General features: G+C 67.0%; 17 protein-coding genes. 12 read left to right on the top strand and 5 right to left on the bottom strand.

The genetic code is table 11. The annotated features are described in order from the left end of the window. Nucleotides 1–9: 9 nt before the first annotated feature. On the bottom strand, nucleotides 10–327 hold the full coding sequence (locus G8A07_RS00600; RefSeq protein ID WP_195795212.1) for a hypothetical protein: 318 nt from the start codon (nucleotides 325–327) through the stop codon (nucleotides 10–12). 217 nt (nucleotides 328–544) lie between these two features. On the opposite strand from G8A07_RS00600, the gene G8A07_RS00595 reads away from it, so the two are divergent. The 5 genes from G8A07_RS00595 (at nucleotide 545) to G8A07_RS00575 (ending at nucleotide 5,357) form a co-directional block, all read left to right on the top strand. Further along, nucleotides 545–1,258, top strand: a complete 714-nt coding sequence (locus G8A07_RS00595) for an autoinducer binding domain-containing protein (RefSeq protein ID WP_195795211.1) — start codon at nucleotides 545–547, stop codon at nucleotides 1,256–1,258. Nucleotides 1,259–1,373: 115 nt separating this feature from the next. Further along, the gene (locus G8A07_RS00590) at nucleotides 1,374–1,550 is read left to right on the top strand and encodes a hypothetical protein (RefSeq protein ID WP_195795210.1); all 177 of its coding nucleotides are present in this window, start codon (nucleotides 1,374–1,376) and stop codon (nucleotides 1,548–1,550) included. 56 nt (nucleotides 1,551–1,606) lie between these two features. Continuing rightward, on the top strand, nucleotides 1,607–2,851 hold the full coding sequence (locus tag G8A07_RS00585; RefSeq protein ID WP_195795209.1) for an HlyD family secretion protein: 1,245 nt from the start codon (nucleotides 1,607–1,609) through the stop codon (nucleotides 2,849–2,851). Further along, nucleotides 2,844–5,000 (top strand): peptidase domain-containing ABC transporter, encoded by a 2,157-nt coding sequence (locus G8A07_RS00580; RefSeq protein ID WP_249937180.1) that lies wholly within the window; start codon nucleotides 2,844–2,846, stop codon nucleotides 4,998–5,000. Before G8A07_RS00585 ends, G8A07_RS00580 begins: the two co-directional genes overlap by 8 nt. Before the next feature lie 123 nt (nucleotides 5,001–5,123). Then, nucleotides 5,124–5,357 (top strand): DUF2061 domain-containing protein, encoded by a 234-nt coding sequence (locus tag G8A07_RS00575; RefSeq protein WP_195795208.1) that lies wholly within the window; start codon nucleotides 5,124–5,126, stop codon nucleotides 5,355–5,357. Here the strand turns inward: G8A07_RS00575 and G8A07_RS00570 are convergent. Both G8A07_RS00570 and G8A07_RS00565 read right to left on the bottom strand, forming a co-directional pair. After that, nucleotides 5,344–6,348, bottom strand: coding sequence for a tripartite tricarboxylate transporter substrate binding protein (locus G8A07_RS00570; protein ID WP_195795207.1), 1,005 nt, complete (start codon nucleotides 6,346–6,348; stop codon nucleotides 5,344–5,346). The two genes, G8A07_RS00575 and G8A07_RS00570, sit on opposite strands and share 14 nt — an antisense overlap. 50 nt (nucleotides 6,349–6,398) lie before the next feature. Then, nucleotides 6,399–6,653, bottom strand: coding sequence for a YkgJ family cysteine cluster protein (locus G8A07_RS00565; RefSeq protein ID WP_195795206.1), 255 nt, complete (start codon nucleotides 6,651–6,653; stop codon nucleotides 6,399–6,401). Nucleotides 6,654–6,781: 128 nt separating this feature from the next. Between G8A07_RS00565 and mnmG the strand changes: the two genes are divergently transcribed. Genes mnmG through G8A07_RS00545 form a run of 4 tightly spaced genes read left to right on the top strand, consistent with a single transcriptional unit; the run spans nucleotide 6,782 to nucleotide 11,013 of the window. Beyond that, a complete protein-coding gene (gene mnmG, locus G8A07_RS00560; RefSeq protein WP_195795205.1) occupies nucleotides 6,782–8,740 on the top strand; it encodes a tRNA uridine-5-carboxymethylaminomethyl(34) synthesis enzyme MnmG in 1,959 nt (652 codons plus the stop codon). Continuing rightward, complete coding sequence (gene rsmG / locus G8A07_RS00555; protein WP_195795204.1) at nucleotides 8,730–9,386, top strand: 16S rRNA (guanine(527)-N(7))-methyltransferase RsmG; 657 nt, start codon at nucleotides 8,730–8,732, stop codon at nucleotides 9,384–9,386. The genes mnmG and rsmG overlap by 11 nt, the downstream gene beginning before the upstream one ends. A gap of 59 nt (nucleotides 9,387–9,445) precedes the next feature. After that, complete coding sequence (locus tag G8A07_RS00550; protein WP_195795203.1) at nucleotides 9,446–10,216, top strand: ParA family protein; 771 nt, start codon at nucleotides 9,446–9,448, stop codon at nucleotides 10,214–10,216. Continuing rightward, nucleotides 10,216–11,013: a GNAT family N-acetyltransferase gene (locus G8A07_RS00545; RefSeq protein ID WP_195795202.1), complete on the top strand. Its 798-nt coding sequence runs from the start codon at nucleotides 10,216–10,218 to the stop codon at nucleotides 11,011–11,013. Before G8A07_RS00550 ends, G8A07_RS00545 begins: the two co-directional genes overlap by 1 nt. Before the next feature lie 20 nt (nucleotides 11,014–11,033). On the opposite strand, the gene G8A07_RS00540 is transcribed toward G8A07_RS00545, so the two are convergent. Beyond that, the gene (locus tag G8A07_RS00540) at nucleotides 11,034–11,468 is read right to left on the bottom strand and encodes a GNAT family N-acetyltransferase (protein ID WP_195795201.1); all 435 of its coding nucleotides are present in this window, start codon (nucleotides 11,466–11,468) and stop codon (nucleotides 11,034–11,036) included. Further along, nucleotides 11,468–12,409: an N-acetyl-gamma-glutamyl-phosphate reductase gene (gene argC, locus G8A07_RS00535; protein ID WP_195795200.1), complete on the bottom strand. Its 942-nt coding sequence runs from the start codon at nucleotides 12,407–12,409 to the stop codon at nucleotides 11,468–11,470. Before argC ends, G8A07_RS00540 begins: the two co-directional genes overlap by 1 nt. 76 nt (nucleotides 12,410–12,485) lie before the next feature. Between argC and G8A07_RS00530 the strand changes: the two genes are divergently transcribed. The 3 genes from G8A07_RS00530 to G8A07_RS00520 all read left to right on the top strand — a co-directional run bounded on the left by G8A07_RS00530 (nucleotide 12,486) and on the right by G8A07_RS00520 (nucleotide 16,256). Then, a complete protein-coding gene (locus tag G8A07_RS00530; RefSeq protein ID WP_371816406.1) occupies nucleotides 12,486–13,004 on the top strand; it encodes an RBBP9/YdeN family alpha/beta hydrolase in 519 nt (172 codons plus the stop codon). Between the two features lie 17 nt (nucleotides 13,005–13,021). After that, nucleotides 13,022–13,939 (top strand): ParB/RepB/Spo0J family partition protein, encoded by a 918-nt coding sequence (locus tag G8A07_RS00525; RefSeq protein WP_195795198.1) that lies wholly within the window; start codon nucleotides 13,022–13,024, stop codon nucleotides 13,937–13,939. A gap of 394 nt (nucleotides 13,940–14,333) precedes the next feature. Further along, complete coding sequence (locus tag G8A07_RS00520) at nucleotides 14,334–16,256, top strand: PrkA family serine protein kinase (RefSeq protein ID WP_195795197.1); 1,923 nt, start codon at nucleotides 14,334–14,336, stop codon at nucleotides 16,254–16,256. Nucleotides 16,257–16,275 lie beyond the last annotated feature (19 nt).

Below are 16,275 nucleotides of genomic sequence, written 5' to 3'. Positions count from 1 at the left end.
CCCGCGATGTCAGTGCAGCAGACCCAGCGCGCGCTGCACCTCATCCTGCCAGGGCAGCGTGCGCACGATCTCGTTGAGTTGCAGCACCGACTCCATCGGTGCCAGCACCTCGCCCGCGGTACTGACGAACTGCAGATTGGTCACCAGCGCCATCGGGTCGGCCAGCGCCACCACGCCCTCGGGCATGCAGATCCAGTCCCAGGCCACCCCAGCCTCGGCGCCGTCCTCGGATTCCCCGATCCACAGGGTTTGCCCCGTGCAAGGGTGTTCCGCGTCGCCCGACACCAACACACGCGTCGTGGAATGCGCGAAATGCAAACGGGTCACCCGCTTCGCCTCGCACAAAATTCGCGGCCAAGCGTACACAATCCAAGTTGGAGTCATTTTTCTAGAGTTTTCTCAGGATGAGTGGGGCAGCTCGGGCGAGCGCGGCAGAATGGGGGCAGTGTGCAAAGCCCCGGCATGAATCGCTAGCTGTAAACCTTGTCAGGGATGTGAAGATCCGGCGTCACCTTAGGCCCGGAGTGGTTGCGGAAAGAGTTTGATGCTGCAGGGCGGTTACCAGTCGGTGCTCGATGCGAGAACCCGCGAAGAATTTCGCGGGGAGGTGCTTCGTTTCACCAAACAGCTGGAATTCGAAACCTTCTCGGCCATCACCGTTGTCGATCACTCGATCGGCAGGTCCGAGTTCATCGCTATCGACAACTCGCCGCCTGGATTTAGCGATGCTTTGAATGACCCACGCCTGGGCCGCCTTGATCCGGTCATGCAGCATTGCAAACGGCATAGCGTGCCTATCGCCTGGGACCGAGAGACCTATCTAAGGCACGACGCCGAGGATCTGTGGGAAACACAGGCTCGCTATGGCTATCAAACCGGCATCTGCCTTGCATTGCATCTCCCCGAAGGTCGGCATTTCATCCTTGGTGTGGATCGCGACCAGCCTTTGCCCAAGGACAACGCGCAGCTGACCCGGCTGGTCGCCGACCTGCAGCTGTTTGCCGTGCATGCACTCGATGCTGCATTGCGCGTTCTTCTTCCCATCGAGCAGCAACTGGAAGCGCCTAAATTAACGCCTCGAGAACTGGAATGCCTGCGCTGGACGATGGAGGGAAAAACGGCCTGGGAAGTCGGCGGCATCCTGAGCATCTCGGAGCGCACCGCGGTCCTGCATATCAACAATGCGATGCACAAACTCAACAGCACCAACAAACATCAGGCGGTGCTGAAGGCATTGCGTCTTGGCTTAATACGATAAACACCACGTCGTATATCCCCCATCTGTAAGAGTTGACAGTTACGCATGTTTGCTCCTGTTGCTTCAATCCGGTCCGTGCACTTCTTCGCACGTCACAGAACATCCGGAGCCGGTCATGCAAAAGCAACAAGGTCAACAAACCCCCGTGCAACAACAAGTCGCGGGCCCCGTCGAAATCGATGCCAAGCTGCTGCAATTCGTCAGCGGCGGCGCCCCCAAGAACACCTGGTCCGAGCCGCAAGCCGAGCTGCTGTCTCTGGCATCCGTGCAAGCACCAAAGAACACCTGGTAAGAAAACAAATCGCTGTCATCCACTTCGAGAGTGGGTGGGCAAGCCTGACAAACTGAATGCTGTTCCGTCCCGAAGCACTGGCCGGCCAGCAGCAGTCCTGGTTGGGCAGCATTCAGTTGCTGCGCCCTCTCTCGCTAAAGCTGCTCACGGTCTGTGCCGTGGGCAGCGTCGTTTTGGTCGGCGTGTTTTTGAGCAGCGCCGAATACAGCCGCAAGGCCCGCGTCGGCGGCTACTTGGTGCCGGACCGCGGCGTGCTGCGTATCACCGCACCGCAGGCCGCCACCGTGCTGGCACGCCGCGTCAGCGAGGGCCAGCAGGTCAAGGCCGGTGACGTCCTGTTTGAGCTGAGCTTGGACTCCGCCAGCGCCAGCGCCGGCGAGGGCGTGGCCCAGAGCCTGGCCGAACGCGAGGCTTCGCTGCGCGAGGCGCTGCGGCAGCTGGACGGCCAGTTCCAGCAGCAAAAGCTCGGCATCGAGCGCCGCCTCGCAGCGCAACTGGGCGAGCTGAACGCGGCCGACAAGGAATCGCAGGCGCATCGCGAGCGCCGCCGCCTGGCGCGCGAGGAACTGGCCCGCGCCGAGACCCTGCGCGGCCAGGGCTTCTATTCCGATGCCCAGCTGCAGGGCCGGCGCCGCGAGCTGCTGGACACCGACACGCAAGCCCTGACCCTGGAGCGCGAGCGCGAGAAGCTGCGCACCGAGCAGGCCGCGCTGCGCGCCGAGCGCGATGCGCTGCCGCTGCGCCAGACCGAGCGCCGCGGCGAGTTGACGCGCGAGCTGGCCTCGTTGCGCGCGCTGGGCCTGGAAACCGAGGCCCGGCGCCGCCTGGTGCTGCGCGCGCCCAGCGACGGCATTGTCTCGACGATCCAGGCCGAGCCCGGCCAGCCGGTCACGCCCGCGCTGGCGCTGGCCAGCCTGCTGCCGGCCGATACGCGCATGCAGGCCTACCTCTACGCCCCGTCCAGCGCGGTCGGTTTCGTGCGGCCCGACCAGGAGGTGCGGCTGCGCTACCAGGCCTATCCGTACCAGAAGTTCGGCCATCAGGAAGGCCGGGTGCTGCAGGTCTCGCGCACGCCGCTGCCGGCCGCCGAGCTGGCCACCCTGCCGCTGGGCCAGGCCGCCCATGGCAACGAGCCGCTGTACCGCATCACGGTGGCGCTGCAGCGCCAGTCGGTCGAGGCCTATGGGGCCGAGCAGCCGCTGGCGGTGGGCATGCAGCTGGATGCCGATGTGCTGCTGGAGCGCCGGCGCCTGATCGAATGGATCTTCGAACCCTTGCTGGCCCTCGCCCACCGTGTCTGAGCCTTCGACTTCTTCCCTGCTGCAGCGCCTGAACCTCGGCTGGTCGCGCGGCTCGCGCCTGCCGCTGATCCTGCAGACCGAGGGGGCTGAATGCGCCCTCGCCTGCCTGGCGATGGTGGCCAGCTTCCACGGCCAGCGCTGCGATCTGGCCGAACTGCGCGCGCGCTTCTCGCTGTCGATGAAGGGCGCGACGATGGCCGACCTGGTGCGCATGGCCGCGCAGCTGGGCCTGGCCAGCCGCGCGCTGCGCGCCGAACCCGAACATCTGACCCAGTTGCAGCTGCCCTGCATCCTGCATTGGGACTTCCGCCATTTCGTCGTGCTGGCCGAGGTGCGCGGCGACAAGGCCCTGCTGCACGACCCGGTGGCCGGCCGGCGCTGGATCAAGCTGGCCGAGCTGTCGCGCCATTTCACCGGCGTGGCGCTGGAGCTGCGGCCCGGCGCCGATTTCGCGCTCAAGCCCGCGCCGCCGAAGATCCGCTGGCAGCAGTTGCTGGGCAAGGTGCTGGGGCTCAAGCGCTCGCTGGCGCAGATCCTGGCGCTGGCGCTGGCGCTGGAGCTGCTGGTCCTGCTCTCGCCCTTCTTCATGCAATGGGTGGTGGACGGCGTGCTGGTCAGCGCCGACCGCGACCTGCTGGTCACCCTGGGCCTGGGCTTCGGCCTGCTGGTGCTGCTGCAGGTCGGCATCGGCGCGCTGCGCTCCTGGGCGGTGCTGCAGCTGTCGGCCAGCCTGAACCTGCAATGGCTGTCCAATGTGTTCAACCACCTGCTGCGGCTGCCGCTGGACTGGTTCGAGAAGCGCCATATGGGCGATGTGCTGTCGCGCTTCAACAGCGTGCAGCAGATGCAGCAGACCCTGACGACGCAGTTCATCGAGGCGGTGCTGGACGGGGTGATGGTGCTGATCACCCTGGTGATGATGTGGATCTACAGCCCGCGCCTGGCCCTGATCGCGCTGGGCGCGGTGCTGGCCTATGGCCTGCTGCGCTGGGCCTACTTCCGGCCGCTGCGCCAGGCCTCCGAGGAGGCGCTGGTGCACGAGGCGCGCCAGACCAGCCATTTCATCGAGTCGCTGCGCGGCGCGCAGGCGGTCAAGCTGTTCAACGCCCAGGCCGATCGCGGCGCGCGCTTCGCCAACCTGGTGGTCGAGCATATGAACGCGCAGCTGGGTTCGCGCCGGCTGGAGCTGGGCATGGGCGTGGCCAACAAGCTGCTGTTCGGGCTGGAGCGCGTCGCGATCATCTGGCTCGGTGCACTGCTGGTGCTGGAGCGCCAGCTGTCGGTGGGCATGCTGTTCGCGTTCCTGGCCTACAAGGAGCAGTTCAGCCTGCGCCTGGCCGCGCTGATCGACAAGGCGGTGCAGCTGAAGATGCTGGGCCTGCAGGGCGAGCGCCTGGCCGACATCGTGCTGACCGCGCCGGAGCCGCAGGACCAGCGGCTGCCGCAGCAGGAGCCGGCGCCGGCCGCGCTGGAGCTACGCGAGGTCACGTTCCGCTATGCCGACGGCGAGCCGGAGGTGATTTCCGGCTGCAGCCTGCGCATCGAGCCGGGCGAATCGGTCGCGATCGTCGGCCCCTCGGGCTGCGGCAAGACCACCCTGCTGAAGCTGATGCTGGGCATCCATGCGCCGCAATCCGGCGAGATCCGGCTCGGCGCGCAGGCGCTGGCGCAGATCGGCCTGGCGGACTGGCGGCGCCGCATCGGCACCGTGATGCAGGACGACCAGCTGTTCGCCGGCAGCCTGCGTGACAACATCGCCTTCTTCGACCCGCAGGCCGACCAAGACTGGATCGAGCAATGCGCGCAGCTGGCCTGCGTGCATGAGGACATCGTCGCGATGCCGATGGGCTACGAGAGCCTGATCGGCGACATGGGCTCCAGCCTGTCCGGCGGCCAGCGCCAGCGTGTGCTGCTGGCGCGGGCCCTGTACAAGCGCCCGCAGCTGCTGTTCCTGGACGAGGCGACCAGCGCACTGGACGTCGACCGCGAGCGCCAGGTCAATGCCTCGCTGCGCCAGCTCTCGATCACCAAGATAGTGATCGCTCACCGCCCCGAAACCATCGCGGCCGCGCAGCGGGTCATCACCCTGCACCAGGGCCGGGTCGCCCAGGACCTGCGCAGCGTCAACCCGGCCGGCCTGCAGGCCTGATCACAAGCCGGCCGCATGGCCCGGGACTATGGCCGCGATGGCCAGAATCAAAGCCGGCAAGCGATGAGAATCACTATCATTTCCCTATCGAACATTGATTTCCGATAGCGGGAGATAGAACTCATGAGCAAGACCGCCAGCTTTGGAGTGATGCATCTGGGCACGGCCTTCGGCGTGACCTATCTGATGACCGGCAGCGTCGCGATCGCCGGTGCCGTGACCTTCGTGGAACCGTTGGTCAACACCGTGCTGCACTATTTCCACGACCGGCATTGGGACCGGGTCGAGGCCAGGCTGCGCGGCCTGTTCCGCCGCAAGGCGGCCGCCGAGCCGACGGCCGCGCTCAATCCGGCTTGATCTTGGCGCGGGCCACTACGGCCTTCCAGCGCTGCTGCTCCTGGGCCACGAAGGCCGCGAACTGGGCCGGAGTGTTGCCCACCGCCTCGGCCGCGTCGGCGCTGAGGCGCTCCCGGGCCGAGACCGAGCGGATCGCCTTCGCGGCCTCGATCGCCAGCTTGTCGATATGGGCCTGGGCCATCGTGGCCGGCGCGGTCAGGCCGTACCACTGCGTCATCTCGAAGCCCGGGAAACCCTGTTCGGCCACGGTCGGCACCTCGGGCAGCTGGGGCAGGCGCTCCTTGGAACCGGTGGCGATGCAGCGCAGCTTGCCCGCCTTGATGTGCTGAATGACGGTCGGCGCGCCGACCGCGGCCGCGTCCAGGCGCCCGGCCAGCAGGTCGGTCAGCTGCGGGCCGGTGCCGCGGTAGGGCACATGCAGGATGAAGAGGTTGCCGACCATCTTCAGGTATTCAAAGGCCAGATGGCCGGCGCTGCCATTGCCGGCCGAGCCGTAGTTCAGCCGGCCCGGCTTGCCGCGCACCAGGGCGACGAACTCCTTCAGGTCCCTGGCCGGCACCTCCGGATGCAGCACATAGAGGCTGGGCACCTTGGCCAGCAGGGTCACCTGGCGGAAGTCGCGGTTGGTGTCGAAGGGCAGCTTGTCGTAGATGAAGGGGTTCACCGCCAGCGTGCCGATATGGCCCAGGATCAGGGTGTGCTGATCGTCGGCGCGGGCCACCTCGCCCATCGCGATATTGCCGCCGCCACCGGGCTTGTTCTCGACATAGACGGTCTGGCCCAGGGTCTTGCTCAGCTCCACCGCGGTGGCGCGCGCCACGATCTCGCTGCTGCCGCCCGGCGCAAAGGGCACGACCAGGCGGACCGAACGACTGGGCCAGGGTGCCGACTGGGCCGCCGCGGACCGTGGCAGCAGCAGCCCGCCCGTCAAACCCGTAGTAACAGCGGCGGCGGCGAGGCCGGACTGGAGCAGCAGACGACGATCGGCCATGGACTTGTCTCCCTTGGTTTCCCGTGAAACCAGTCTAGGCCAGTTGTCCCTCAGGGCGCCGTTTCCCGCTCCATCCAGCCCAGCCAGCGCATCGCCTGTTCGCGCGTTTCGCCACACATGATCTCGCTGGGCTGCAGCGAACCGCAGACCTCTGGGCGCTCGGCCGAGCCGAAGATCTTGCAGCGATCCTCGTCGTCGAGCTGGATGCAGCGCATGCCCGCCGGCTTGCCGTTGGGCATACCCGGGATCGGCGAGCTGATCGACGGCGCGATGCAGCAGGCGGCGCAATGGTCACGGCAGTTCATGATGGGCAATATTGTCGCGCCGCCCATGCCCCTCGGCCGTGACTTATCCACAGGCCGCCCGTAAAATTCAGGGTTTGCCCGCGCCGACGTTTTTCCCATCTTTGCGGCGCCCGATCGAGGCTCAAGCCATGCTCTATCCCAAGGAATTCGACGTCATCGTGGTCGGTGGCGGCCATGCCGGCACCGAGGCCGCGCTCGCGGCTGCGCGCATGGGCGTCTCCACCCTGCTGCTGACCCACAATATCGAGACCCTGGGCCAGATGAGCTGCAACCCTTCGATCGGCGGCATCGGCAAGGGCCATCTGGTCAAGGAGGTCGACGCGCTGGGCGGCGCGATGGCCGCGGCCACCGACGAGGGCGGCATCCAGTTCCGCATCCTGAACGGCTCCAAGGGCCCGGCCGTGCGCGCCACCCGCGCCCAGGCCGACCGCGTGCTCTACAAGGCCGCGATCCGCCGCCGCCTGGAGAACCAGCCGAACCTGATGCTGTTCCAGCAGTCGGTCGATGACCTGATGGTCGAGGGCGACAAGGTGGTCGGCGCTGTGACGCAGAGCGGCATCGCTTTCCGCGGCCGCGCCGTGGTGCTGACCGCCGGCACCTTCCTGGACGGCCGCATCCACATCGGCCTGCAGAACTACAGCGCCGGCCGCGCCGGCGACCCGCCGGCCGTCAGCCTGTCGGCCCGCCTGAAGGAGCTGAAGCTGCCGCAGGGGCGGCTCAAGACCGGCACGCCGCCGCGCATCGACGGCCGCACGATCGACTTCTCCAAGTGCATCGAGCAGCCCGGCGACGGCATGCCCGGCAGCGACGCGCCGATGCCGGTGTTCAGCTTCATGGGCTCGGCCGACCAGCATCCGGCGCAGCTGCCCTGCTGGATCACCCACACCTCGGCGCGCACGCACGAGATCATCCGTTCCGGCTTCGAGCGCAGCCCGATGTTCACCGGCGTGATCGAGGGCGTGGGCCCGCGCTACTGCCCCTCGATCGAGGACAAAGTGAACCGCTTCGCCGACAAGGACTCGCACCAGATCTTCCTGGAACCCGAGGGTCTGACCACGCATGAGTTCTACCCGAACGGCATCTCCACCTCCCTGCCCTTCGACATCCAGCTGGCCGCCGTGCAGTCCATCCCCGGCCTGGAGAACGCGCATATCCTGCGCCCCGGCTATGCGATCGAGTACGACTACTTCGACCCACGCGAGCTGAAGAGCAGCTTCGAGACCCGCGCGATCCAGGGCCTGTTCTTCGCCGGCCAGATCAACGGCACGACCGGCTACGAGGAGGCCGCGGCCCAGGGCCTGTTCGCCGGCCTGAACGCCGCGCTGCAGGTGCAAGGCAAGGAAGCCTGGCTGCCGACGCGCGACCAGGCCTATCTGGGCGTGCTGGTCGACGACCTGATCACCAAGGGCGTGACCGAGCCCTACCGCATGTTCACCAGCCGGGCCGAGTTCCGCCTGCAGCTGCGCGAGGACAACGCCGACCTGCGCCTGACCGAGAAGGGCCGCGAACTGGGCCTGGTGGACGACGCCCGCTGGGATGCCTTCAACCGCAAGCGCGATGCTGTTTCACGTGAAACCGAGAAGCTGAAGAGCACCTGGGTGCATCCCGGCACCCTGCCCGCGGCCGACGCCGAACGACTCGTTGGCAAGGCCCTGGAGCGCGAGTACACCCTGATCGACCTGTTGCGCCGGCCCGGCGTGCAGTTCGATACCCTCGTCGAAGTGGCCGCGATTGCAAAACCCGAGAGCGGTGTTTCACGTGAAACGCTGGCGAGCGAACTGGGCGGCACGATGGCCGAAGCCGTGATCGAGCAGATCGAGACCAGCGTCAAGTACGCCGGCTATATCAACAAGCAGGTCGAGGATGTGGCCCGCGCCGCCCATTTCGAGAATCTGAAGCTGCCCGCCGAGCTGGACTATGGCCAGGTCAGCGCCCTCTCCATCGAGGTGCGCCAGAAGCTGGCCAAGCACAAGCCCGAGACCCTGGGCCAGGCCTCGCGCATCTCCGGCGTCACGCCGGCCGCGATCTCGCTGCTGCTGGTCCACCTGAAGAAAGGCCGGTTCAAGGGCTTCGCCGATGCCGCCTGAAGAAGAGACGATGAAACAAGCCCTGACCCAAGCAGCCGCCGAACTCGGCCTCAAGCTCGACGACAGCCAACTCGAACAGTTGCTCGCCTACCTGGGCCTGATCCAGAAATGGAACAAGGTCTACAACCTGACCGCGGTGCGCGATCCGCAGGCCATGCTGACCCAGCATCTGGTGGACAGCCTGAGCCTGCTACCGGCCCTGCTGCGCCATGCAGCCGACACCCCCCTACGGATGATGGACGTGGGTAGCGGCGGTGGCCTGCCCGGCGTAGTGGTCGCGATCTGCGCGCCGCAGATTGATGTCATCTGTGTCGATGCGGTGGCCAAGAAGGCCAGCTTCATCAAGCAGGTCGCGGTCGAACTGGGCCTGCGCAATCTGCACGGCGAACATTCCCGCGTCGAGGAACTGCAGGTCCCGCCTTTTGACCTGATCACCTCGCGCGCCTTCGCCTCGCTGCTGGACTTCACCACCCTCACCCGCCAGCACCTGAAACCCGGCGCCATCTGGTTGGCAATGAAGGGCCAGCATCCGACCGAGGAACTGGCCGCCCTGCCCCCGGACCTCGACGTGTTTCACGTGGAACAACTGGCGGTGCCCGGCCTAGATGCCCAGCGCTGTCTCATCTGGATCAAACCGCGGGCCTGATCCGTCCTTGGCCCGCCCGCTTCCGGGCTACCATCGCTGCCTCCGAGAAAAACCAGACCATGGCGAAAATCTTCTGCGTTGCCAATCAAAAAGGCGGGGTCGGCAAGACCACCACGACCGTCAACCTCGCGGCCGGCCTGGCCCAGGTCGGCCAGCGGGTGCTGGTCGTCGACCTGGACCCGCAGGGCAATGCCACGATGGGCTCGGGCGTCGACAAGCGCGCGCTGGAGTTGACCGTCTATGACGTGCTGCTGGAATCCGCCAGCATCGCCGAGGCCAAGCAGCGCAGCGAGAAGGTTGGCTATGACGTGCTGGGCGCGAACCGCGAGCTGGCCGGTGCCGAGGTGGAGCTGGTCGAGCTGGAGCGCCGCGAGCGCCGCCTGAAGGCCGCCATCGCCGCGGCCAGCGACGACTACGATTTCGTGCTGATCGACTGCCCGCCCTCGCTGTCGATGCTGACCCTGAACGGCCTGTGCTCGGCCCATGGCGTGGTGGTGCCGATGCAGTGCGAATACTTCGCACTGGAGGGCCTGTCCGATCTGGTCAACACGATCAAGCAGGTGCATGCCAACCTGAACCCGGACCTGCAGATCATCGGCCTGCTGCGCGTGATGTTCGACCCGCGCATCACCCTGCAGCAGCAGGTCAGCGAACAGCTGAAGAGCCACTTCGGCGACAAGGTGTTCGACACCGTGATCCCGCGCAATGTGCGCCTGGCCGAGGCCCCCAGCTACGGCATGCCCGGCGTCGTGTTCGACCCGGCCTCCAAGGGCGCCCAGGCCTTCGTCGACTTTGCCAAGGAAATGGTGCGCCGCGTCGGCAAGATGTGATGCAGCCCGCCGCCGAGCGCATCCCCGCACCCCTGCTGGCCCTGGCGCGCCGCGCCGAGGAGGCCGGCCTGAACGCCAGCACACCGCCCCAGCAGCAGCGCATCGAGGGCTGGCTGATCCGCCTCTCCCCCGGCAAGGCCAAGCGCTCGCGCTGCGTCAATGCGCTGGACGAGGGTAGCTTGCCGCTGGACGAGCTGCTGCGGCGCTGCGCCGGTGCCTTCGCGAGCGCCGGCCTGCCGCTGTGCGTGCGGGTCACCCCCTTCAGCCGCCCGGTCGATCTGGATGCGCACCTGGCCGCCCAGGGCTGGTCCCGCTTCGATCTGACCGATGTGATGGTGCGGCCCCGGCTGGACGACCTGCCCGAGCCGGTCCTGACGGCGGGCCAGATGATCGCGGCCGTCGATGCGCCGGCCTATGCCGCGGTGGTGGGGGTGCTGCGCGGCTCCAGCCGTGGCGAGATCGAAGCCCATGCCCAGCGCCTGCTGGAGTCGCCCGTGCCCTACCGCGGCCATTGCCTGCGCGATGCCGCGGGCGCCCTGCTCGCCTGCGGCCAGTTCGCCCGCGAGGGCGGCATCGTCGGGCTCTACGACATCTTCACCCCGACCGAGCAGCGCGGCCGCGGCCATGCCCGGACCCTGTGCCTGGCCCTGCTGCAGCGCGCGCGCGCCGAAGGGGCCGCCGAGGCCTATCTGCAGGTGAGCAGCGACAACCTCGTGGCGCAGCGCGTCTACCAGCGCCTGGGTTTCGAATCGGCCTACCGCTACCACTACCGCAGCCCGCTGACCGAGCTGCGCTGAGAACGCAAGAAAGCCCGGCTCTAGTCGCGCGGCTGCCAGACCTTCAGCAGGGTGTGGCGGGTAAAGCCCGGTACATAGTCGTGCACATGGGCGATGCAGGCATAGCCGAGATGCTCGTAGAGCTCGGCCACCTCGTCCAGCAGGGTCTCGATCAGTGCGTCGACGCAGCCGCGCTTCAGCGCCTGGGCCTCGACCTGGCGCAGCAGCTCGCCGCCCAGGCCCTCGCCGCGGCGCTCGGCCGCCACCCAGAGGTAGCTGATGTACAGGCGCTGGAACTCGGTGCGGCCCCAGGCGCCGGCGACCAGGGCGCCGTCCTCGTAGAGCCCGCAGGCGATGTCTTGGGCGTCGCTGCCCTGGGTCTGCTGCCGGCCATGGACGATCACACCCTCGCGGATCGCGTCCAGGTCGGCCGGCGGAAGGTCGGCGTCGCGACGCCAGACCCGGCTTTCAGACATCAGAGGCCGAGCGCCTCGTCCAGGCCCAGGTGCACGTTCATCGACTGCACCGCGGCGCCGCTGGCGCCCTTGCCCAGGTTGTCCAGGCGGGCCATCACCAGCACTTGCGTCTCGCTGCCGAAGACAGCGATGTCCACCCGGTTGGTGTCGTTGCAGGCCTGCACGTCGTAAAAGCCCGTCTCCAGGGTCGCGGGATCGCGCAGCGGCAGCACGTTGATGAAGCGCTCGCCGGCGTAATGGGCGCTCAGCACCTCGTGCAGATGCTCGGCCTTGGAGCCGGCGCGCAGCTGGCTCAGATGCAGCGGCACGGTCACCGCCAGGCCCTTGTAGAAGCTGCCGACGATGGGCACGAACACCGGCGCGGTCTTCAGGCCGGTGTGGGCCATCATCTCGGGCAGATGCTTGTGCGCCAGGCCCAGTGCATAGGGGCGCGGCGAATCCAGCTTGGCGTCGCCGCCGGCCTCGTACTGCGCAATCATCGACTTGCCGCCGCCGGAGTAGCCGGTGATCGAGCTGGCGCTGATCAGGGCCTCGGCCGGCAGCAGGCCGGCATCGACCAGCGGACGCACCGCCAGGATGAAGGCGCTGGAATGGCAGCCCGGGTTCGAGATGCGCTTGGCGGCGCGGATCTTGTCGCGCTGGCCGCGGGCCAGCTCGGGCAGGCCGAAGGTCCAGCCGGGCGCCGTGCGGTGCGCCGTGCTGGCATCGATCAGGCAGGTGTCGGGATTGGTGACCAGCGACGCGGCCTCGCGCGAGGCGACGTCCGGCAGGCACAGGAAGGAGACGTCGGAGGCGTTCAGCAGGCGCGCGCGCTCGGCGGCGTCCTTGCGCTTGTCGGCATCGATCTTCAGCACCTCGACGTCGGCGCGGCCGGCCAGGTACTCGTGAATGCGCAGGCCGGTCGTTCCTTCCTGACCATCGACAAACACCTTGAAAGCCATGACTACTTCTCCCGCACAATCGCGCACACCAAAGGGAAGCGAAGCATAAGGCAAGAGGGGTTCGATGGCGCGTGTCATGTTATTGCCCGGGTGGCTGAATTCAGACCCGGACCACTGGCAGAGCCGCTGGGAGCGGCAATTCGGCTACCAGCGGGTCGAGCAGGCCGACTGGACCTGGCCGCGCCGCGGCGACTGGATGGCGCGGCTGGACGAGGTGCTGCTGGCCAGCGAGGAGCCCGCGGTGCTGGTCGCGCATTCGCTGGGCTGCCAGCTGGTGGCCAGCTGGGCCGAGCATTCGCAGCACCACGCCCGCGTCCGGGGCGCGCTGCTGGTGGCGCCGCCCGATACCGAGGCCGAGCACATGCCGCCGCAGCTGCACAACTGGCGCCCGATCCGCCGCCCCCGCCTGCCCTTCCCCGCCATCGCCGTGCTCAGCAGCGACGACCCCTACTGCGCCCCGGAGCGCGGCGCGCAGATGGCCGCCGACTGGGGCGCCGAGCTGGTGCTGATCGGCCCGCGCGGGCATATCAACAGCGAGTCGGGCCTGGCCGATTGGCCCGAGGGTCAGGCCCTGCTGGCCCAACTCCGCGCATAAGGGACAATCGCGCCCCTATGGTCACGAAAAAACCCAAGGGCCTCGGCATGGGCCTGGAGGCCCTGCTGGGCCCCAAAGTCAGCGACAACCCGGCAGCGGCGGCCGCCCGCGACGGCGAACCCAGCAGCCTGCGCCTGGAACTGATGCAGGCCGGCAAGTACCAGCCGCGCACCCGCATGGACGAGGGCTCGCTGTACGAGCTGGCCGAGAGCATCAAGGGCCAGGGCATCATGCAGCCCATCCTGGTGCGGCCGATCACGCCAGAATCGTCGAAGGATGGCGCCGCGCGCTACGAGATCATCGCCGGCGAACGGCGCTTCCGCGCCGCCAAGCTGGCCGGCCTGCGCGAGGTGCCGGTGCTGGTCAAGGCCGTGCCCGACGAGGCCGCCGCCGCGATGGCCCTGATCGAGAACATCCAGCGCGAGGACCTGAACCCGCTGGAAGAGGCCCAGGGCCTGAAGCGCCTGACCGAGGAGTTCGGCCTGACCCATGAACAGGCCGCCCAGGCCGTGGGCCGCTCGCGCAGCGCCGCCAGCAACCTGCTGCGCCTGCTGCAGTTGGCCGATCCGGTGCAGAACATGCTGATGGCCGGCGACATCGACATGGGCCATGCGCGCGCCCTGCTGCCGCTGGATGGCGCTCACCAGATCACCGCAGCCACCGAAATTGCCGCAAAAAAGCTCAGCGTGCGCGAGGCCGAGAAGCTGGTGGCGCGCCAGGGCGCGGGGCGCCAGAAGCCGCTGCTGCGCGTCAAGGGCGACAAGAGCCGCGACGTGCTGCGTCTTGAGGAGGAGCTGTCGGACCTGCTGACCGCCCAGGTCGAGATCCGCGTCAAGAAGCGCACCAAGCGCGGCGAGCAGGGCGAGCTGTCGATCCAGTTCGGCTCGCTGGACGAGCTCAACGGCCTGATCGAGCGGCTGCGCGGACCGCAGTAGGACCAGCCGGTAAAGATGCGCAAAGCCGTGACTCGTTCACGGCTTTTTTCATGCCCCGCCCGCCGGGCTGGCACGCGCCATGCATATCCATATGCAGGCCTCTTCCACCGTATTCGGGGGGGCTCGGCGGGGGGCCAGGTCTTGCCCTGCGCAGGAACTCACAGAAGGGCGTAGCATGGTGTCAACGCTTGGGGCATCAAAGGTGTTGAAGGGCCAAGACAAGGTTTATCCTGTCATCGAGGCCACGGCCTTGAACCAAGCTAGCAACAGATCACGCTGACCTCGGAAAGCTCTGATGACGCCTCGGTCCCGATGTAGGGGCGCCATCAGAACTTCCCAGACGATGCCGGTGGATTCACGCCCGGCGGCGTCTCACCCGACACAGGAGGTCAGCATGGACGTGATCAGCAGCTTCGCCGCTCGCTACGAACGCACCCGGGTCGAGGAACTCTCGCTGGAAGAGTATCTGGCCGAGTGCAAACGCAACCCGCTTGCCTACGCCACCTCGGCGGAACGCATGCTGCAGGCCATCGGTGAGCCGCAGATGGTGGACACGCGCAACGACACGCGCCTGTCGCGCATCTTCGCCAACAAGACGATCAAGATCTATCCGGCCTTCGCCGAGTTCTACGGCATGGAGGAGGCGATCGAGCAGGTCGTCAGCTACTTCCGCCATGCCGCGCAGGGGCTGGAGGAGAAGAAGCAGATCCTCTACCTGCTGGGCCCGGTCGGCGGCGGCAAGAGCTCGATCGCCGAGCGCCTGAAGTACCTGATGGAACTGGTGCCCTTCTATGCGCTGGCCGGCTCGCCGGTCAACGAATCACCGCTGGGCCTGTTCAACGCCGCCGAGGACGGCCCGCTGCTGGAGAAGGAATACGGCATCCCGCAGCGTTACCTGAACCGCATCATGAGCCCCTGGGCCGTCAAGCGCCTGGAGGAGTTCGGCGGCGACATCCGGCGCTTCAAGGTGGTCAAGCGCTACCCCAGCGTGCTGCGCCAGGTCGGCGTCGCCAAGACCGAGCCGGGCGACGAGAACAACCAGGACATCTCGTCGCTGGTCGGCAAGGTCGACATCCGCAAGCTCGAGACCTTCGCGCAGGACGACCCCGATGCCTACAGCTATTCCGGCGGCCTGTGCCTGGCGAACCAGGGCCTGCTGGAATTCGTCGAGATGTTCAAGGCGCCGATCAAGGTGCTGCATCCGCTGCTGACCGCGACACAGGAAGGCAACTTCAAGGGCACCGAGGGCTTCGGCGCGATCCCCTTCGACGGCATCGTGCTGGCGCACAGCAATGAGAGCGAGTGGAAGACCTTCCGCAACAACAAGAACAACGAGGCCTTCCTGGATCGCATCTACATCGTCAAGGTGCCCTACTGCCTGCGCGTCAGCGAGGAAGTGAAAATCTACGAGAAGCTGATCCGCGGCTCCTCGCTGGGCGAAGCCAAGTGCGCCCCCGGCACCCTGAAGATGATGAGCCAGTTCGCGATCCTGACGCGCCTGAAGGAGCCGGAGAACAGCTCGCTGTACTCCAAGATGCAGGTCTACGACGGCGAGAACCTGAAGGACACCGACCCGCGCGCCAAGAGCTATCAGGAGTACCGCGACTACGCCGGCGTCGACGAGGGCATGAGCGGCACCAGCACGCGCTTCGCCTACAAGATCATCTCCAAGGTCTTCAACTTCGACAGCGCCGAGCTGGCCGCCAATCCGGTGCATCTGATGTATGTGCTGGAACAGCAGATCGAGCGCGAGCAGTTCCCGGCCGAGCTGGAGCAGAAGTACGTCGGCTTCATCAAGGAGCTGCTGGCGCCGCGCTACGCCGAGTTCATCGGCAAGGAGATCCAGACCGCCTATCTGGAAAGCTATAGCGAGTACGGCCAGAACATCTTCGACCGCTACGTCACCTATGCCGACTACTGGATCCAGGACCAGGAGTACCGCGACACCGACACCGGCGAGGTGTTCGACCGCTCGGCGCTGAACGCCGAGCTGGAGAAGATCGAGAAGCCCGCCGGCATCAGCAACCCCAAGGACTTCCGCAACGAGATCGTCAACTTCGTGCTGCGCGCGCGCGCCAACAACGCCGGCAAGAACCCGACCTGGACCAGCTACGAGAAGCTGCGCACCGTGATCGAGAAGAAGATGTTCTCCAACACCGAGGAGCTGCTGCCCGTCATCAGCTTCAACGCCAAGGCCAGCGCCGACGAGGCCAAGAAGCACGAGAACTTCGTGCAGCGCATGGTCGACAAGGGTTACACGGCCAAGCAGGTGCGACTGCTCTGCGAGTGGTACCTGCGGGTGCGCAAGAGTTCCTGATCATGATGAAGTGACGCCA

This window comes from Roseateles sp. DAIF2 (assembly GCF_015624425.1).
Taxonomy (GTDB): Bacteria; Pseudomonadota; Gammaproteobacteria; order Burkholderiales; family Burkholderiaceae_C; genus Kinneretia.
Note: the sequence above shows the minus strand (reverse complement) of the source record. Positions and strands in the feature narration are given on the sequence as shown.